General features: G+C 61.3%; 12 protein-coding genes and 1 tRNA gene. 2 read left to right on the top strand and 11 right to left on the bottom strand.

The window, feature by feature from the left end; translation table 11 throughout:
• Nucleotides 1-21: 21 nt before the first annotated feature.
• The 7 genes from RT614_RS27690 to ribD form a co-directional block, all read right to left on the bottom strand.
• On the bottom strand, nt 22-366 hold the full coding sequence (locus RT614_RS27690) for a LysR family transcriptional regulator (protein ID WP_313625633.1): 345 nt from the start codon (nt 364-366) through the stop codon (nt 22-24).
• A 276-nt stretch (nt 367-642) separates the two neighbouring features.
• A complete protein-coding gene (locus RT614_RS27685) occupies nt 643-1,515 on the bottom strand; it encodes a hypothetical protein (protein WP_313625632.1) in 873 nt (290 codons plus the stop codon).
• Between the two features lie 1,624 nt (nt 1,516-3,139).
• Nucleotides 3,140-3,230: transfer RNA gene (locus RT614_RS27680), tRNA-Ser, on the bottom strand.
• A 134-nt stretch (nt 3,231-3,364) separates the two neighbouring features.
• Nucleotides 3,365-4,918, bottom strand: coding sequence for a SpoVR family protein (locus RT614_RS27675; RefSeq protein ID WP_313625630.1), 1,554 nt, complete (start codon nt 4,916-4,918; stop codon nt 3,365-3,367).
• Nucleotides 4,915-6,174 carry a YeaH/YhbH family protein gene (locus RT614_RS27670; RefSeq protein WP_313625629.1) on the bottom strand — a complete coding sequence of 420 codons (1,260 nt, stop codon included), beginning with the start codon at nt 6,172-6,174 and terminating at the stop codon, nt 4,915-4,917. The genes RT614_RS27675 and RT614_RS27670 overlap by 4 nt, the downstream gene beginning before the upstream one ends.
• A gap of 12 nt (nt 6,175-6,186) precedes the next feature.
• A complete protein-coding gene (locus tag RT614_RS27665) occupies nt 6,187-8,103 on the bottom strand; it encodes a PrkA family serine protein kinase (protein WP_409558528.1) in 1,917 nt (638 codons plus the stop codon).
• 864 nt (nt 8,104-8,967) lie between these two features.
• Nucleotides 8,968-10,119, bottom strand: a complete 1,152-nt coding sequence (gene ribD / locus RT614_RS27660) for a bifunctional diaminohydroxyphosphoribosylaminopyrimidine deaminase/5-amino-6-(5-phosphoribosylamino)uracil reductase RibD (RefSeq protein ID WP_313625627.1) — start codon at nt 10,117-10,119, stop codon at nt 8,968-8,970.
• 181 nt (nt 10,120-10,300) lie between these two features.
• On the opposite strand from ribD, the gene RT614_RS27655 reads away from it, so the two are divergent.
• Both RT614_RS27655 and RT614_RS27650 read left to right on the top strand, forming a co-directional pair.
• Entirely contained in the window at nt 10,301-10,864 is a 564-nt protein-coding gene (locus RT614_RS27655; RefSeq protein WP_313625625.1) for an isochorismatase family protein, read from the top strand.
• Between the two features lie 20 nt (nt 10,865-10,884).
• Nucleotides 10,885-11,901, top strand: coding sequence for a helix-turn-helix domain-containing protein (locus RT614_RS27650; RefSeq protein ID WP_313625624.1), 1,017 nt, complete (start codon nt 10,885-10,887; stop codon nt 11,899-11,901).
• 49 nt (nt 11,902-11,950) lie between these two features.
• Here RT614_RS27650 and nrdR read toward each other — a convergent pair whose 3' ends face one another.
• The 4 genes from nrdR to tyrS all read right to left on the bottom strand — a co-directional run bounded on the left by nrdR (nt 11,951) and on the right by tyrS (nt 16,143).
• A complete protein-coding gene (gene nrdR, locus RT614_RS27645; RefSeq protein ID WP_313625623.1) occupies nt 11,951-12,430 on the bottom strand; it encodes a transcriptional regulator NrdR in 480 nt (159 codons plus the stop codon).
• A gap of 207 nt (nt 12,431-12,637) precedes the next feature.
• On the bottom strand, nt 12,638-13,888 hold the full coding sequence (gene glyA, locus RT614_RS27640) for a serine hydroxymethyltransferase (RefSeq protein ID WP_313625622.1): 1,251 nt from the start codon (nt 13,886-13,888) through the stop codon (nt 12,638-12,640).
• A gap of 300 nt (nt 13,889-14,188) precedes the next feature.
• A complete protein-coding gene (locus RT614_RS27635) occupies nt 14,189-14,842 on the bottom strand; it encodes a YbhB/YbcL family Raf kinase inhibitor-like protein (RefSeq protein WP_313625621.1) in 654 nt (217 codons plus the stop codon).
• Nucleotides 14,843-14,913: 71 nt separating this feature from the next.
• Nucleotides 14,914-16,143: a tyrosine--tRNA ligase gene (gene tyrS / locus RT614_RS27630; RefSeq protein WP_313625620.1), complete on the bottom strand. Its 1,230-nt coding sequence runs from the start codon at nt 16,141-16,143 to the stop codon at nt 14,914-14,916.
• Nucleotides 16,144-16,209 lie beyond the last annotated feature (66 nt).

Raw genomic sequence — 16,209 nt, 5'->3', positions numbered from 1 at the left:
AACCTTCGCTCCGATCGTCTATCAACCAATGTCTACTTGACAGGGGTGCTTACGCCCGCGCACGCCGGACGAAAAATCGCGCAGCTCATCCGCAAGGCCGCGGGCCTGATGCAGCAGCGCCCGCGCATGCCGCGCCAGCGCCAGGCCAGCGCTCGTCGCCTCCACGCCGCGGGCATGGCGGGTGAACAGCGACACATCCAGGATCCGCTCAAGCTCCGACAAGCGCTTGCTGAGCGCCGACGGCGCGATGTGTTCGCGCGTGGCGGCAGCGGCGATGCTGCCTTCCTCCAACACGGCCACGAAAATCTGGAGGGTGTACAGATCCAGGCGCGGCGCTGACGATCGAATCGGCGTTTCGGGTGTCATGGCAAGAGCGTACCGTAAAGGCCGGATCGCCAATGCAAAACGCCCCGGTCTCAGTAAGAGAAGCGGGCGCTTTTGGGAAGCGCGGGCCTGCTCCGGGTGGAGCTTCGGTTTCGCCGTCCCAGATTTCCAAAAGCTCTGCATGCGTCGGGTGACCGACTGGACACGCCGAAGTATGACGATCGCCTTTTGCCGTTACTTCTCTCGCATGCCGATCTGGAACGTAACCTCCGGCCTCTTAGCGTTGTCAGTGGTAGGGCTGATGGCAAACGCTTTTCCTCACCTAGTGGACCTGTCACCGCTCTGAGGATGGGGTGTTAGTTGGACCGATACGGCCTTTAAAATGACGCTCACCGCGTTCTTTCCAAGATCTGTTAGGTTCCAAGAGTAGGCTGGAACCACCACATCGGCAGGAGGCGTGAGGTCAAATGCAATCCGATCGGGATCAATGGATCCGGCTGCCGCTACTCGTCCCGGATATTTTTTCCGGAAATCGGCAATTCCCTTCCGAATTTTAGAAACAGTATCGACTGGAAGCTCGCCGATAACGTGAACAGCAGCGAGTTTCTTCTTTTCCAATTCCTCAAGAATTTTTAAGGTTTTCTCCGATGGAAACCAAACGGTCTTCACAAGATCGCCTTGCTTACTATACGAAACCAGCGCGTTGTGCGCGGGTGAATCTCGGAGTATGAATTCGACAGCAGCGGGAGAAAGTGTAGGTAGCGTTTGAGATAGCTGTATCGAACCGATCTTTTCTGCTTCTACCCGGATCGTAGTTTTGAGCGAGACTCCTAAGACGCTCATTTCTTCAGCACTCTTGACCTTTTCTGGAAGTGCATTGATAGCATCTCGAACGGGGCCATAAAAGAGCAGCATGAAGATAAGTCCAAAAGCGGGCCACCCGCCGAAGACAATTTTTGCGAACTCCAACCATGTGGGCGAAGTTGGCTTTGCTTCCCCCGCCGTATTCTGAAGTCGAGCTTCCAAAGATGTGAGGCGCTGTCCGATAAGTGCCAAACTGGAACTTAGACTTGCGCGCTCCAATGGCCCCGCCCCTACGTCCTTTAGGTCTTGCGACTGAACCGCTGAGGCCGCAGTGTCCGGACGCTTCTCCGTGCTCTTGGAGTTGTGGCTTGATTGTTCTGCGTTCATCTCGAGCATTCCTCAGTCGGGCCATGAGCTCCTCTGTCAAGACAACTACCGATAGAGATTCGGAGCTTGAGTTAACCGGGGATGTACTGCACCCGCGGGATGCCACCCAGCGCTTCGTGAGGGCGGTATTCGTTGTAGTCGACTGACCTTCCCTCCCCTTTTGAGCACGCCTAGATGGCCGACTTCAGTGAGTCCTGGTTCGAAAGATCGAAGTAAGACCGCCCAGGTTGGTGCGGTGCAGACGATTGCGCCGTGGCTGTCAGGACGCAATGCCTTTCCACGCAGCCTCTAGTGTGTTGCAACGACCGGTTGAATGGACAACCCATAGCGGACGGTCGGACCTCGCCGCCGGATAACTACCGTGCATTAAAAGTTGCCGCTCGCACATCCTCAATTTTGGGGATGTCGCAAAAAGTTGTTCGCGCCTAGGCTGCAAGTTCAATAATCCATCCCTAGTCAAGGAGATGGCATGAAAGTCCTTCTACTAGTCGTGTCACTCATTGCACTTCTCGCATCGAACGCCGCATTTGCACAGGCGCAAGTTCCACCGGTCAACGATAAGCTCACAAGAGCTACAGACTACGTTCAGGAACTCTGCACACGTCGAGTAAGTATTACGACAGATGAGGCAATCCTCGCTACCAAGCTTAGCTGCGACGGGCTTCGAAAACTGAGGACAGATCAAACATTTCGCCAATGTGTGTCCGAGGTAGCGGCAGCTGCAGACAAACACACCGAAGCCAACGCGGCCAAACGGCATTAGCCTCGCTCACTTTCCCGATGAATTTCTGAGCCCTGAACTACTAGTCTTCGAGCGAGCTGGTCTCTCAAGCACGGCCATCGCTCAAGTCGTAAAAGACGACTTCGATCTCCAGGCACATGCATACATCGGCAAGTACGGTCGCGGATCCGATGAGTACTTTTTAAGAAACTTGGATGAGTTCACGGATGAAGTCTGTCGCGCCGCGGGCCAAGCCAAGCTAATAGTCGAGAGCAAGAAAGAAGACATACTGTTTCGTCTTGGTGTTGGCCTCGGGGGCTGTTGTAGTGCTCGCCGACTTGACACTTACTCCCACTTGGACCGGACCGCTGGCGGTGCAGTCATACTCGTTCGGTTCAGCGCTCTTTGTGGGAGCTATTCTCAAGTAGCCGGAGTGCGCGCGCCTCTCAGTTCAATCGTTGTTTATCTGCTCCTTGATACCACCGCCGACGGCTCATGGCCGATAGCCGACCAGCGTTGATCATTTTCGACCCTAGCCAAGATGTCCGTCAGACTGGCCACGATGAATAAGTGGCTCACTAATCTTTCAAAAATCCGAGCAACTCCGTACGACTAGCTACTCGATAACGGCATCCAAGTGTAGGGGTTCCATCCCGAGGAAAGACAAAACATACCCCGAAAAGCGCTTCTGTCTTCGTGGCATGCGAAAGCCGCAATAATCCAGTGATTACCACATTGCCTTGGGCGATCAGCGCTGCTTGTGTCGCTATACGACGGCAAGCTGGTTTTCCAGCGAACTCCAGGATATTCCAGAGGCACCCCCCAACTTTTGATAGCCGTTTTGTAAGCGGCAACCAAAAAGCCCCTGATTTCTCAACGAAATCAGGGGCTTATATGTATTCCTGGCGGACAGAGGGGGATTCGAACCCCCGATACGCTTTTGACGTATACACGCTTTCCAGGCGTGCGCCTTCAACCGCTCGGCCACCTGTCCTATCTGCGAATTTTCAGCGGCTTTTGCAAGCTGCGAAAATTGCGAATCCGCGATTCTAGCAGGTTCCGCGGCAGGACAGCAAGCCAGCATAGAAAAAGGGACGCACTACGCGCGTCCCTTCCCCTACCGGCGCCTTACTTCGACGTCGGCGGGTCCTGCTCCCGGTAGGAGCTGATCGTGCCGTCCGGCTCGGTTTCTTCCAGCCGGACGCGGAAACCCCACAGGCGGGCCAGGTGCTTCATGACCTGCTCGGCGTCTTCGCCCGCCAGCGGCCGGCCGCGGCTCTTCAGGTGACGCAGCACCAGCGAGCGGTCGGTATCGCGGTTGAAGCGGATGACCTGGATGTCGGGCACCTGGTTGTCACGGTTGTGCTGCGCGGCCAGCAGGCGGCGGATGTCGCGGTAGCCCTCGTCGTCGTGGATGGCGGCGACTTCCAGCTTGGGATTGGACTGGTGGTCCGAAATCGCAAAGAACCGGAACTCGCGGATCAACCGTGGCGACAGGTATTGCGAGATGAAGGACTCGTCCTTGAAGTTGCGCATGGCGAAGTCCAGCGTCTTCAGCCAATCGCTGCCCACGATGTCCGGGAACCATTGGCGGTCTTCGGGCGTGGGCGCCTCGCAGATGCGGCGGATATCGGACATCATCGCAAAACCCAGGGCATACGGGTTGATGCCGCCATAGCCGCGTTCGTCGAAACCGCGCTGGCTGACGACGTTGGTGTGGCTCTGCAGGAACTCCATCATGAAGCCGTCGTTCACCAACCCCTTGGCGTGCAGGCGATTCAGGATGGTGTAGTGCCAGAACGTCGCCCAGCCCTCGTTCATGACCTTGGTCTGGGTCTGGGGATAAAAGTACTGGGCGACCTTGCGGACGATCCGCACCAGTTCCTTTTGCCACGGCGCCAGCTTGGGCGAATACTTTTCGATGAAGTAGAGCAGGTTTTCCTCGGGTTCCGGCGGGAACACCGTGGCCGCGGCGCGCGTGTCCTTGTCCGATTCCATGCGCGGCAGCGTGCGCCAGAGGTCGTTGTACTGCAACCGGGCGTGCTCTTCGCGCTCGGCCTGGCGCGCGGCCTCTTCCTTGTAGGAGACCGGCGTCGGACGCTTGTAGCGGTCCACGCCGTGGTGCGACAGCGCGTGGCAGGAATCCAGCAGCGCTTCTACCGCGTCGATGCCGTAGCGGTCCTCGCAGGCCATCACGTACTTGCGAGCGAACACCAGGTAATCCAGCACGCCGTCGGCGTCGGTCCATTGCCGGAACAGGTAGTTGCCCTTGAAGAACGAGTTGTGCCCATAGCAGGCATGCGCAATCACCAGCGCCTGCATCGGCATGGAGTTTTCTTCCATGAGATACGAGATGCAGGGATTCGAATTGATGACGATCTCGTACGCCAGCCCCTGCATCCCGCGGCGATAGAACCCCTCGTTGCGGATGAATTCCTTGCCGTAGGACCAGTGCGGATAGCCGATAGGCAGGCCGGCCGACGCATACGCGTCCAGCATCTGTTCCGAGGTAATGACCTCGATCTGGTTCGGATAGGTGTCCAGCCCGTACTCGCGCGCGATCTGGGAGATCGCGTCGTCATAGGTCTGGATCAGTTCGAACGTCCATTCGGAACCTTGGGAGATCGGCCCGGGCCCGCCGGCCGATTGCGGCTCCACGAGAGCACCCACGATGGCATTCATGCGGTCTCCTTCTTGAACAGATCGTGGAACACGGGAAAGATCTCCCCGCGATCGCAGATGCGCCGCATGACGAAATGCGGCTCCAGCTTCTGTTCATATTCCGCCCACAGGCTGCTCTTGCGGGCTTCCTGAGAGTCGGGTATTTCAATATAGGCGAAGTAGCGCGTGGATGGCAGCAGGTGCTCGGCCAGGAAACGCGCACTCTTGCCCGCGTCGGCGCCGAACGAGTCGCCGTCGCTGGCCTGCGCCGCGTACACGTTCCACGCGGAAGGCGGATAGCGCTTTTCCAGGATCTCGCGCATCAGCTCCAGCGCCGACAACACGATAGTGCCGCCGCTCTTGGGGTCGTAGAAGAAGGTGTGTTCGTCGACTTCCTCGGCGTTGTCGGTATGGCGAATGAAAACCAGATCCACGTGCTCGTACTTGCGCGACAGGAACAGGTAAAGCAGCGTGAAAAACCGCTTCGCCAGATCCTTCTTGCCTTCGTCCATGGAACCGGACACGTCCATCAGGCAGAACATCACCGCGCGCGCCATCGGGATGGCGACAGAAACGCGGTTTCGATAACGCAAGTCCAGGTCGTCAAGGAAAGGCACACGGGCCAGGCGTTCGCGGCAGTCCTCGACCTCGGCTTCCAGTTCGGTGATGCGAGCGGCGGGCGCCCCCGCCGCCTGCGCCTCGGCCAGCGCCTTTTCCGCATCTTCCAGGTCAGCACGCGCCTTGACGCTCAGCGCCACCCGCCGCGCCAGCGACGACTTGAGCGTGCGGCTGATGCTCAACATGCTGGGAGAGCCGGTGGTGGTGTAGCCGGCGCGCTGCCACTTCTTCTGGCTGACTTCGCCCAGCTGGTTTCGCGCCAGGTGCGGAAGCTCCAGGTCTTCGAAGAACAGATTCAGGAATTCGGCGCGCGACAGGCTGAAGGTGAACTGGTCGACCGATTCGCCTTCTCCGGGCTCGGATCCGCCTTCGCCCTGCCCGCCCTGCGGCCGGTCGAAGGTGTCGCCCTTGGCGAATTCGCGGTTGCCCGGATGCACCAGCTCCCGGTCGCCCCCGGAACCGTGCCGGAACGTCGGCTCGGAGATGTCCCGGGCAGGGAGGTTGATTTCCCCGCCCTGGTCCATGTCCTGAATGGAGCGGTCACGGATCATCCCGTGCACCGCCTTGCGGATCTGGTCTTTGTAACGCCGCAGAAAGCGCTCCCGGTTAACGGCGCTTTTGTTGCGACCGTTAAGACGGCGATCGATAAGTGAATTCATGATTCACCTCGCTCAGGAAGACTTCCTCACACGGAGATACCACTCGCACAGCAGCCTGACCTGCTTTTCCGTGTAGCCCTTCTCCACCATCCGATCCACGAAGCTCTGGTGCTTCGTCTTGTCCTCGGCCGAAGCCTTGGCGTTGAACGAAATCACCGGCAACAGGTCTTCGGTGTTCGAGAACATCTTCTTCTCGATCACTTCGCGCAGCTTTTCATAGCTGGTCCAGTTGGGATTGCGGCCGTTATTGTTGGCGCGCGCCCGCAGCACGAAGTTCACGATCTCGTTGCGGAAATCCTTGGGGTTCGCGATACCTGCTGGCTTCTCGATCTTTTCCAGCTCATCGTTCAGCGCGCTGCGGTCGAAGCTTTCGCCGGTTTCGGGATCGCGGAACTCTTCGTCCTGGATCCAGCAGTCGGCAAAAGTCACGTAGCGATCGAAAATGTTCTGGCCGTATTCGGAATAGGACTCGAGGTAAGCCGTCTGGATTTCCTTGCCGATGAATTCGGCGTAGCGCGGCGCCAGGAAGCCCTTGATGAACTCCAGGTAGCGCCGGCGGATCTCGTCCGGATAATCCTCGCGGCCGATCCGCTGTTCCAGCACGTACATCAGGTGCACCGGATTGGCGGCCACTTCCGTCTGGTCATAGTTGAAGACGCTGGACAGGATCTTGTACGCGAAGCGCGTGGACACCCCGTTCATGCCTTCGTCGGTGCCGGCATAATCCTTGTACTCCTGCAAGGCCTTGGCCTTCGGGTCGACGTCTTTCAGGCTTTCGCCATCGTAGACGCGCAGCTTGGAATAGATGCTGGAATTCTCGGGTTCCTTCAGGCGGGTCAGCACCGAGAACTGCGCCATCATGTCCAGCGTTCCGGGCGCGCAAGGCGCTTCCGAAAGCGAGCTGTGGTGCAGCAGCTTTTCGTAGATGCGGACTTCTTCCGAGACCTGCAGGCAGTATGGCACCTTGACGATGTAGATACGGTCAAGGAACGCCTCGTTGTGCTTGTTGTTGCGGAAGGTCTGCCATTCCGATTCGTTCGAGTGGGCGAGGATGGCCCCGTTGAACGGAATCGCCGAAAAACCTTCGGTGCCCTTGAAGTTTCCTTCCTGGGTGGCCGTCAGCAGCGGATGCAGCATCTTGATCGGCGCCTTGAACATTTCCACGAACTCAAGCAGCCCCTGGTTGGCCAGGCACAGCCCGCCCGAATAGCTGTAGGCGTCCGGGTCGTCCTGCGAATGGCGGTCCAGCTTGCGGATGTCCACCTTGCCGACCAGCGAGGAGATGTCCTGGTTGTTCTCGTCGCCCGGTTCCGTCTTGGCGATGGCGATCTGGCGCAGCACCGACGGATTCAGGCGCACGACGCGGAACTTCGAGATGTCGCCGTCGAATTCCTTGAGCCGCTTCACGGCCCACGGCGACATGATGCCGGTGAGATACCGCCGCGGAATTCCGTATTCCTTTTCGAGCATGTCGCCGAACCGTTCGGGATGGAAAATCCCGAGCGGCGATTCGTTGACCGGCGACCCTTTCAAGGCATAGATGGGAAATTTTTCCATCAGCGCCTTCAGCCGTTCCGCGATGGACGACTTACCGCCACCCACCGGGCCCAACAGATAAAGGATTTGCTTGCGCTCTTCCAGTCCTTGAGCGGCGTGCTTGAAGAACGCGACGATCTGTCCGATCACGTCCTCCATGCCGTAGAACTCCTGGAACGCGGGATAGCGCCGGATGGTCCGGTTGGAAAACAAGCGAGAAAGACGTGGGTCGTTGCGCGTATCCACGATTTCCGGTTCTCCGATCGCGGCCAACATGCGCTCGGCGGGGCTGGCGTACGCCATGGGATCGCGTTTGGCGAGGTTCAAATACTCCTCGAGAGAGAGCTCCGATTCCTGCTCTCTTGCGTACTGCGACTTGAAGCCTTCGACGATGTTTTGCACGGAAACCTCCTACAACACGTCAAAAATTCAATACGTCCCTACATGCCCATTGTGCCTCAGCGCCCTCGCTTTCTCGCGATAAGCATATTCAGCTGGTTCTTATGTTGCTTTCGCCACACATCAACCATAAGCAGTATCGGGCCCTTTCCTTTTAGGCTGCAGCCCTTGGATACAAGTTCCGTCAGGGAATGCAACTTACGTGAGCAAGTTCGCTCGTTGTGTTCAGCAGCTCGCTCGTTCGTCTTAAGCATATCCCCGCATGTTGCGTGCCTGACGCAGCCGCACATGAAATGGACAGCAATGAAATGAAGGGATGAGCGATATCCCGGAGGATTCTTATGAGCCGGGTGCGAACCCGGTGCGCCCGCCATGCGATCGCGGCGGACGGTCTGAACGGCGCGTTGCGACTTCGTTCAGCAGCGTGCCGGTCGGTTGTTGAACTGCGCCGAATGCGGCACGGGAATCCGTGGTGACGAGGGCGCGTGGCATTTTGCGGTGGACCGCGAGCGCTGAGCGCCAAGTCATGCGCCTATGCTAAGCCCAATTGACCGTTTTGTGGCAATTCATTTTTACCAGGAGGCGTGCGCGATGATGCAAGCGCCGGCAGATTTGCATGCGCGCACAAGCGCTTTTCGACGCGGGCGTCACGCTTCGCATCATCCATGATTCGTGGAGACGCAAGCTGGGCGCGGCCCGTGGAGGATTGGCAGCCACACATGCAGAGTGCTAGCAGCCCTTGCGGCAGTGCGGATATTTCAGCATCCGCTTTTTTTTTGCATGCGGGAAAAATACGCGATGCATTGCTCGTATGTGCCGCGTGTGCGCCAGCCGCAAGCAACACCGTCCCGAAACAGGCTACGAAAGCGCGGGCAGCGCAACGCTTTCCATCAGCTCGCGCCACGTGCCTGCCACGCGCGCGCGCACGGAAAGATCGGCGCCCACACGCACGGCTTCGATGAATTCGTACCGTCGCGCGGCGTCCAGGTGCTCAAGCATCGGGAGCCGAACCATGCCTGCCGCGTCGCCCAGCAGCAAGGGCGCCAGGTACAGCAGCAATTCGTCCACGCACCCGGCGGCGACCAGCGCGCCGCTGAGTCCGGCGCCGGCCTCGACATGGACTTCGTTGAACTGCTCTTGCGCCATCCAGCGCATCATTGCGGGCAGATCCACCCGGCCCGGCTCCGCCCCCGGCAGGTACACCACGCGGGCGTTCCGGTCCGCCAGCCGGGCGGCTTTCGAGGCGTCCTCGCGCGCGGTGAACACAATGACCTCTGCGCCATCGAAGAGGCGGGCGTTCTCGGGAATCTCGAATCGGCCGTCCACGACCGCCTTGCGCGGCTGGCGTGGCGTATCGACGCCGCGCACGTTCAATTGGGGATCATCCTTCAGGATGGTGCCCATGCCCGTCAGGACCACGCAACTGCGCGCGCGCCAGCGATGCCCGTCCGCCCTGGCGTCCGGGCCGGTGATCCATTGCGACATGCCGTTATGCAGCGCACTGCGGCCATCCAGCGACGCGGCCATCTTCATCCACACCCAAGGCAGGCCGCGGCTCATCCGAGAGATGAAGCCCGCGTTCACGGCCAGCGCCTCTTCGCGGCAGACGCCCGTCGTTACGGCGATGCCGGCATCGCGCAGGCGCGCCAGCCCTTGACCATTGACCAGCGGATTGGGATCTCCCATGGCGACCACCACGCGCGCCGGCCGGGCCGCCAGCACCGCGTCGACGCAAGGCGGCGTGCGCCCGAAATGGCTGCAGGGCTCCAGGGTGACATACAGCGTAGCGCCCGCGACGGATTCGCCGCGCGACTGGGCATCGCGCAGCGCGCAGATTTCAGCGTGCGGGCCGCCCGGCGGCTGGGTGGCGCCTTCGCCCAATACCCGCCCGTCGCGCACGATCACGCAGCCCACCCGAGGGTTGGGAGCGGTCGTATACATGACGGTATGCGCCAGCGCCAGGGCGCGTCGCATCCAGAAAACGTCGTCGGTGTCGCTAGGCATGTTCATGCCCAGGATTGTATGTCTGCCCGGCGCCCGGCGATGCGCCCCTTTGCTCTTGCCCGGCAGCCTGCGTCAGCGATGTCCGTTTTGGGCCGCTGGTCGTCTCGGATAGCCCTCGCCTTGCCCGGGGATCGGAGTAACAATAGCGCCAACACCCCCAAAAAACCGGGCCAGGGAGGCCATGGACATGAAACAGGCTTTGATCGTCATTGATGTGCAGGAATCCTTTCGTCAACGTCCGTTTTGGGACGAATGCGAATATCCGGCGTTCGTTTCCCAGATCCAGCCGCTGATCGATTCGGCCAGCGCGCAGGACATTCCTGTGCTGCAGGTGTTTCACACCAGCGTCTCCGACGATCCGGCCAATCCGTTTTCCCTGGCCTCGGGCCACGTCCGGACGCTCAAGGAACTGCGGATTTCCCCCACCGCCGTGTTCCACAAGACGGTGCATTCCTCGCTGTACGCCAAGGATGAGAACGGCGCCTCGCTGCACGACTGGCTGAACAAGCATGGCATCGAAGGCATCATCGTGGCAGGCATCCGTACCGAGCAATGTTGCGAAACCACGTCCCGCCACGCCAGCGACGCCGGCTTCAAGGTGGCCTTTCCCACCGACGCCACCCTCACCTTCGCCATGCAAAGTCCATCAGGCCGCCACTACACGCCGGCCGAGATCCGCGATCGGACAGAACTGGTGCTGCAAGGCCGCTTTGCCCGCATCGTCCGCGCCGCCGACGCGCTTGCGGCTTAGCAGCCGGCCGGGAGGCGCGCATGATACCGGTGTACTTCGTGGTGCCGCGCGGCATCGTCCTGCTGGATCTGGCAGGCCCTGCCGAGGCTTTCCGCGTCGCCAACAAGCTTTGTCCGGGCACGTACGAACAGCACTTCTGCGGCCCCTCGCGCGACGTGGAAAGCGGCGTCCCGGGCCTGCGCCTGGCGCACATCCAGCCCCTGCCGGCCGCGCTGCCGCGCAATGCGCTGGTCATCGTGTCCGGCGTGGTGGGCAAGCACACCCGTCTGGACGACCCGGACGCGCGCGCCATCGTCGACTGGCTGGCCCTGCGGCATCCCGCCGACGGCTTCACCTTGATGACCGTCTGCGCGGGTGCGCTGTTCGCCGCTGCGGCCGGCCTTACCCGGCAGCGCGATTGCACCACCCACCACTCCTGTCTTGAACAGCTGGCCGCCATCGATCCCAGCGCGCGCGTGCAGGACAACCGCATCTTCGTCGAGGACGGAAACCTGGTCAGCAGCGCGGGCATCACCGCGGGCATCGATCTGGCGCTGCACATGGTGTCGCGCCACTGCGGCCCGCGCGTCGCCAGCGAAGTCGCGCGCGACATGGTCGTCTACCAGCGCCGCGCCGGCACGGATTCCACGCTGTCGCCCTGGCTGGACCATCGCAGCCACATGCATCCTGGCGTGCATCGGGTCCAGGACGCGGTCGTCCGCGACCCGGCCGCGGCCTGGTCCGCCCAGTCGCTTGCCGAGCACGCGCACACCAGTCCGCGCCACCTGACGCGCCTGTTCCGCGAGCACGCCGGCTGTACCCCCATGGATTACCTGTATCAGATCCGCGTGGCGCTGGCCCGAGACCTGCTCCGGGACACCCGGCTGGACCTGGAACGGGTGGCGGAGAAATCGGGATTCGGTTCGGCGCAGCACATGCGCCGGGTGTGGCGCAAGTTCCAGCCAATGACGCCCAGCTTGATGCGCGGGGCCCCTGGCGGGTTGGACAGGACGGCAGGGGCAGTGGACGAGGCCGCCCGGGCCGCCTTCACGCAATGAAAACGGCGCCTCGGGGCGCCGTTTTACTGCCCGACCGCGCCGTACGGCGCTATTCCTTGCGCAGCTTGCCCGGCAGCAGCGGGCCCTGCATCTCGCGGATGGCTTCGACGAATTCGCCGATGTCCTCGAAGCTCTTGTAGACCGATGCAAAGCGGACGTACGCGACCTTGTCGAGCTTGCGCAGTTCGGTCATGACGAGTTCGCCGATGTGCTCGGACGGCACTTCCCGCTGGCCGCTGGCGAGCAATTGTTCTTCGATTCGGGCGACGGCGGCGTCCACGTCCTCGGTGCTGACCGGCCGCTTGCGCAGCGCCAGACCAAGGCTGCCCCGCAGCTTGGCGGGGTCGTATTCGCTGCGGCTGCCGTTGCGCTTGACGATGGAAGGCATGGCAAGCTCCACCCGCTCGTAGGTGGTGAACCGCTTGTCACAGGACAGGCAGCGGCGGCGACGACGGATGGCGTCGCCCTCTTCCGAGACCCGGCTGTCGACGACCTGCGTTTCGGCATTGCCGCAAAATGGACACCGCATGTGTGATCCCTAAAGGCGCTGGAGGCAATAATTGAGCATATTGTAACGACGAGCCCCGCGCCTAACGCCAGAACGGACGATTTTGCCCCTGGCCACGTGGACTACCCATCGCCCCTGCTCCAAAAGCCAAGGGACGGCGCCTTGCGGGGCCGTCCCTTGCCTGGAACCCGGAATGCGCGGGAATGGCCCGCGCACGGGGTCGCCTGATTACTTTTTGCCGTACACCGGCAGGCGCGAGGTCAGTTCATTGACCTTGGCGCGCACGGCGGCGATGTTGGCCTCGTCGCGCGGATTGTCCAGCACGTCGGCGATCAGGTTGGCCGTCAGTTCGGCGTCGGCTTCGGTGAAACCGCGGGTGGTCATGGCCGGCGTGCCCAGGCGGATTCCGCTGGTCACGAAGGGCTTTTCCGGATCGTTCGGGATGGCGTTCTTGTTGACCGTGATGTGGGCCTGGCCCAGCACGGCCTCGGCTTCCTTGCCCGTGATGCCCTTGGAGCGCAGGTCGACCAGCATGACGTGGCTTTCGGTGCGGCCGGAAACGATGCGCAGGCCGCGCTTGACCAGCGTGTCGGCCAGCACCTTGGCGTTCTTGACCACTTGCTGCGCGTAGTCCTTGAACGACGGCTCCAGCGCTTCCTTGAAGGCCACGGCCTTGCCGGCGATGACGTGCATCAGCGGACCGCCCTGGATGCCCGGGAAGATGGCCGAGTTGATGATCTTTTCGTGCTCGGCCTTCATCATGATGACGCCGCCGCGCGGGCCGCGCAGGGACTTGTGCGTCGTGGACGTGACGAAGTCGGCGTGCGGCACCGGGTTGGGATACGCGCCGCCAGCCACCAGGCCGGCGTAGTGGGCAATGTCGACCATGAACAGCGCGCCGTTTTCACGGGCGATGCGGGCCATGCGCTCGAAATCGATGTGCAGGGCGTAGGCCGACGCGCCAGCGACGATCAGCTTGGGCTTGTGTTCCTTGGCCAGTTGCTCGACCTGGTCGTAGTTCAGGACTTCGTTTTCGTCCAGGCCGTACGAGATGAAGTTGTACAGCTTGCCCGATGCGTTGACCGACGCGCCGTGCGTCAGGTGGCCGCCTTCGGCCAGGCTCATGCCCAGAACGGTGTCGCCCGGCTTCAGCACGGCCATGTAGACGCCCTGGTTCGCCTGCGAACCGGAGTTGGGCTGCACGTTGGCGGCTTCGGCGCCGAAGATCTGCTTCAGGCGGTCGATGGCCAGTTGTTCGACCACGTCAACGTATTCGCAACCGCCGTAGTAGCGCTTGCCCGGGTAGCCTTCGGCGTACTTGTTCGTGAGCTGCGTGCCCTGGGCTTCCATGACGGCCGGGCTGGCGTAGTTCTCCGAAGCGATCAGTTCGATGTGCTGCTCCTGGCGCTGGTCTTCCTTCTGGACGGCGGCCCAGACGTCGGGGTCTGCCTTGGACAGGGTAAGGTTGCGGTCAAACATGACGGGGGTTTCCTGAGGCGGTAAGAGAGGAGAAAACGGCGTCGGGTGGGTAAACCCGCAGAATGCCGAGTAGTTTACCCCGTTGCGCCGGTTCGATTGCCGCCAAAATCGCCCGAACCCGGCCAAATTACGCCGCAAGGGCACGAAAACCACGCCATCCGCGCCGGGCGGGAAATGCGGTTCATGCCGACTTGAGAAACTTTCATGCAAGGCGTCCGAGCGGCGCCTGCCCTTGCGCATAATCGGGGCGGCAATGAAAAAGGGCCGCACCAGGCGGCCCTGCGTATACGTCGACCGACGTCAGGCCGACGTGGCCCCGATTTGCTTGGGAGCCAGCTTGGGATTGAGCGTATAGGTGCCCGTCAGCGAAGCCTGCGCCAGCACGTGCTTCTGGATGGCGCGCAGCGCATCTTCACCTGTGAACGAACCCTGCAGGTTCAGGCTGGGCACGTCCAGCGCGTACAGCGTGAAGATGTACCGGTGGACCAGGGCGTCGTTCCAGGGCGGGCAAGGGCCGTCGTAGCCAAAGTACTCGCCGCTCATGTCGTGGTCATTGGCGAACCACGAAGAATACGAGTTGATGCCCTGGCGCGCGTCCATGGGAGCCAGGGGGCCGCCCTTGCCGCGCGGCGTGATGCCGTTGGAGAAGGCGCCCTCTTCGATATCTCGCAGGTCGGCCGGCAGGTCCACCAGCACCCAGTGGAAGAAATCCACTCGGGGCAGGTCGGCGGGCACTTCGCGACCTTCCTGGTTGACGTCGTCGGGGCGCGAGGGCACGTCAGGATCGTGGCAGAGCAACGCGAACGACTGCGTACCCGCAGGGACGTCGTCCCACGAGAACTGCGGGTTGAAATTCTCTGCCAGCGCGACGTGCGATTGCGCATCGATCCTGCCGAATGCGTAGCGCTCGGGAATCGACTCGTGATCGGAAAATGACAAACTCGAAAGTTCCATGTCGTGCTCCTTTAAATGCCGCAAAGGCGCCCTGCCCCTGTCTGTACCCCCAGGGTATCAAAACTTCGGATTTACGGGTTCAAGTTAACACGCGCAAACTTGCGCTTGCCCACCTGAACGACGTAAGTCCCGGCCGGCAATTGCAACGATTTGTCTTCCACGCGATCGCCATTGACGCGCACCCCGCCTTGCTCGACGTTGCGCTGCGCTTCGGACCCCGACGCCACCAGGCCGGCTTCTCGCAGGAGCTTCAAGATGCCCACGGGAGCGCCGCCGATGTTCACTTCAGGCATGTCATCCGGAATCGCGCCATCGCGAAAGCGCGCCTCGAACGTGGCCAGGGCGTCGTCCGCGGCCTTGGCGGAATGGAAGCGCGCGATGATTTCCTGGGCCAGCATCACCTTGGCGTCGCGCGGATTGCGGCCGCCTTCGATCTCTTGCTTGAGCGCGGCGATGTCCTCCAACGAGCGGAACGACAGCAGCTCGAAGTACCGCCACATCAACGTATCGGAGATGGACATCAGCTTGCCGAACATGGAATCGGGCGACTCTGAAATGCCGATGTAGTTGCCCTTGGACTTGGACATCTTCTCTACGCCGTCCGTCCCGACCAGCAGCGGCATCGTCAGGATGCACTGCGGCTCCTGCCCATATTCTTTTTGCAGTTCGCGCCCGACCAGCAGGTTGAACTTCTGATCGGTGCCCCCCAGCTCCAGATCGGATTTCAGCGCCACCGAGTCATAGCCCTGCATCAAGGGATACAGGAATTCATGCACCGAGATGGGAATGCCACCCTTGAACCGCTTGGTGAAGTCCTCGCGTTCCATCATGCGAGCCACCGTGTAGCGCGACGCCAGCTGGATCATGCCGCGAGCGCCCAGCGGATCGCACCATTCGGAGTTGTAGCGGATCTCGGTTCGAGCCGGATCCAGCACCAGGCTGGCCTGCGCGTAGTAGGTCTTGGCGTTGGCTTCGATCTGCTCGCGCGTGAGCGGTGGGCGCGTGCTGTTGCGGCCGCTGGGATCGCCAATGGTGGACGTGAAGTCACCGATCAGGAAGATGACGTTGTGGCCCAGGTCCTGCAATTGGCGCATCTTGTTCAGCACCACCGTGTGGCCCAGGTGGATGTCCGGGGCGGTGGGATCCAGCCCCAATTTGATGCGCAGGGGCACCCCGGTGGCGCGGCTCTTGGCCAGCTTGCGGGCAAATTCGGATTCAACCAGCAGCTCGTCGCAACCGCGCTTGGCTATACGCAGATCCGCTTCGACTTCGGGAGTGATGGGGGCTTCGGATGGTGACATGACGGGGGACCAATGCGGCTTCAGCCGACAAAAAGGTGTAAAAAGTGACGAAAACTATCGAAAATT

This window comes from Achromobacter sp. (assembly GCF_032102605.1).
In the GTDB taxonomy this organism is placed as follows: Bacteria; Pseudomonadota; Gammaproteobacteria; order Burkholderiales; family Burkholderiaceae_B; genus Achromobacter.
The sequence above is the reverse complement of the archived record's forward strand: the minus strand, read 5'-3'. Positions and strand labels throughout refer to the sequence as shown.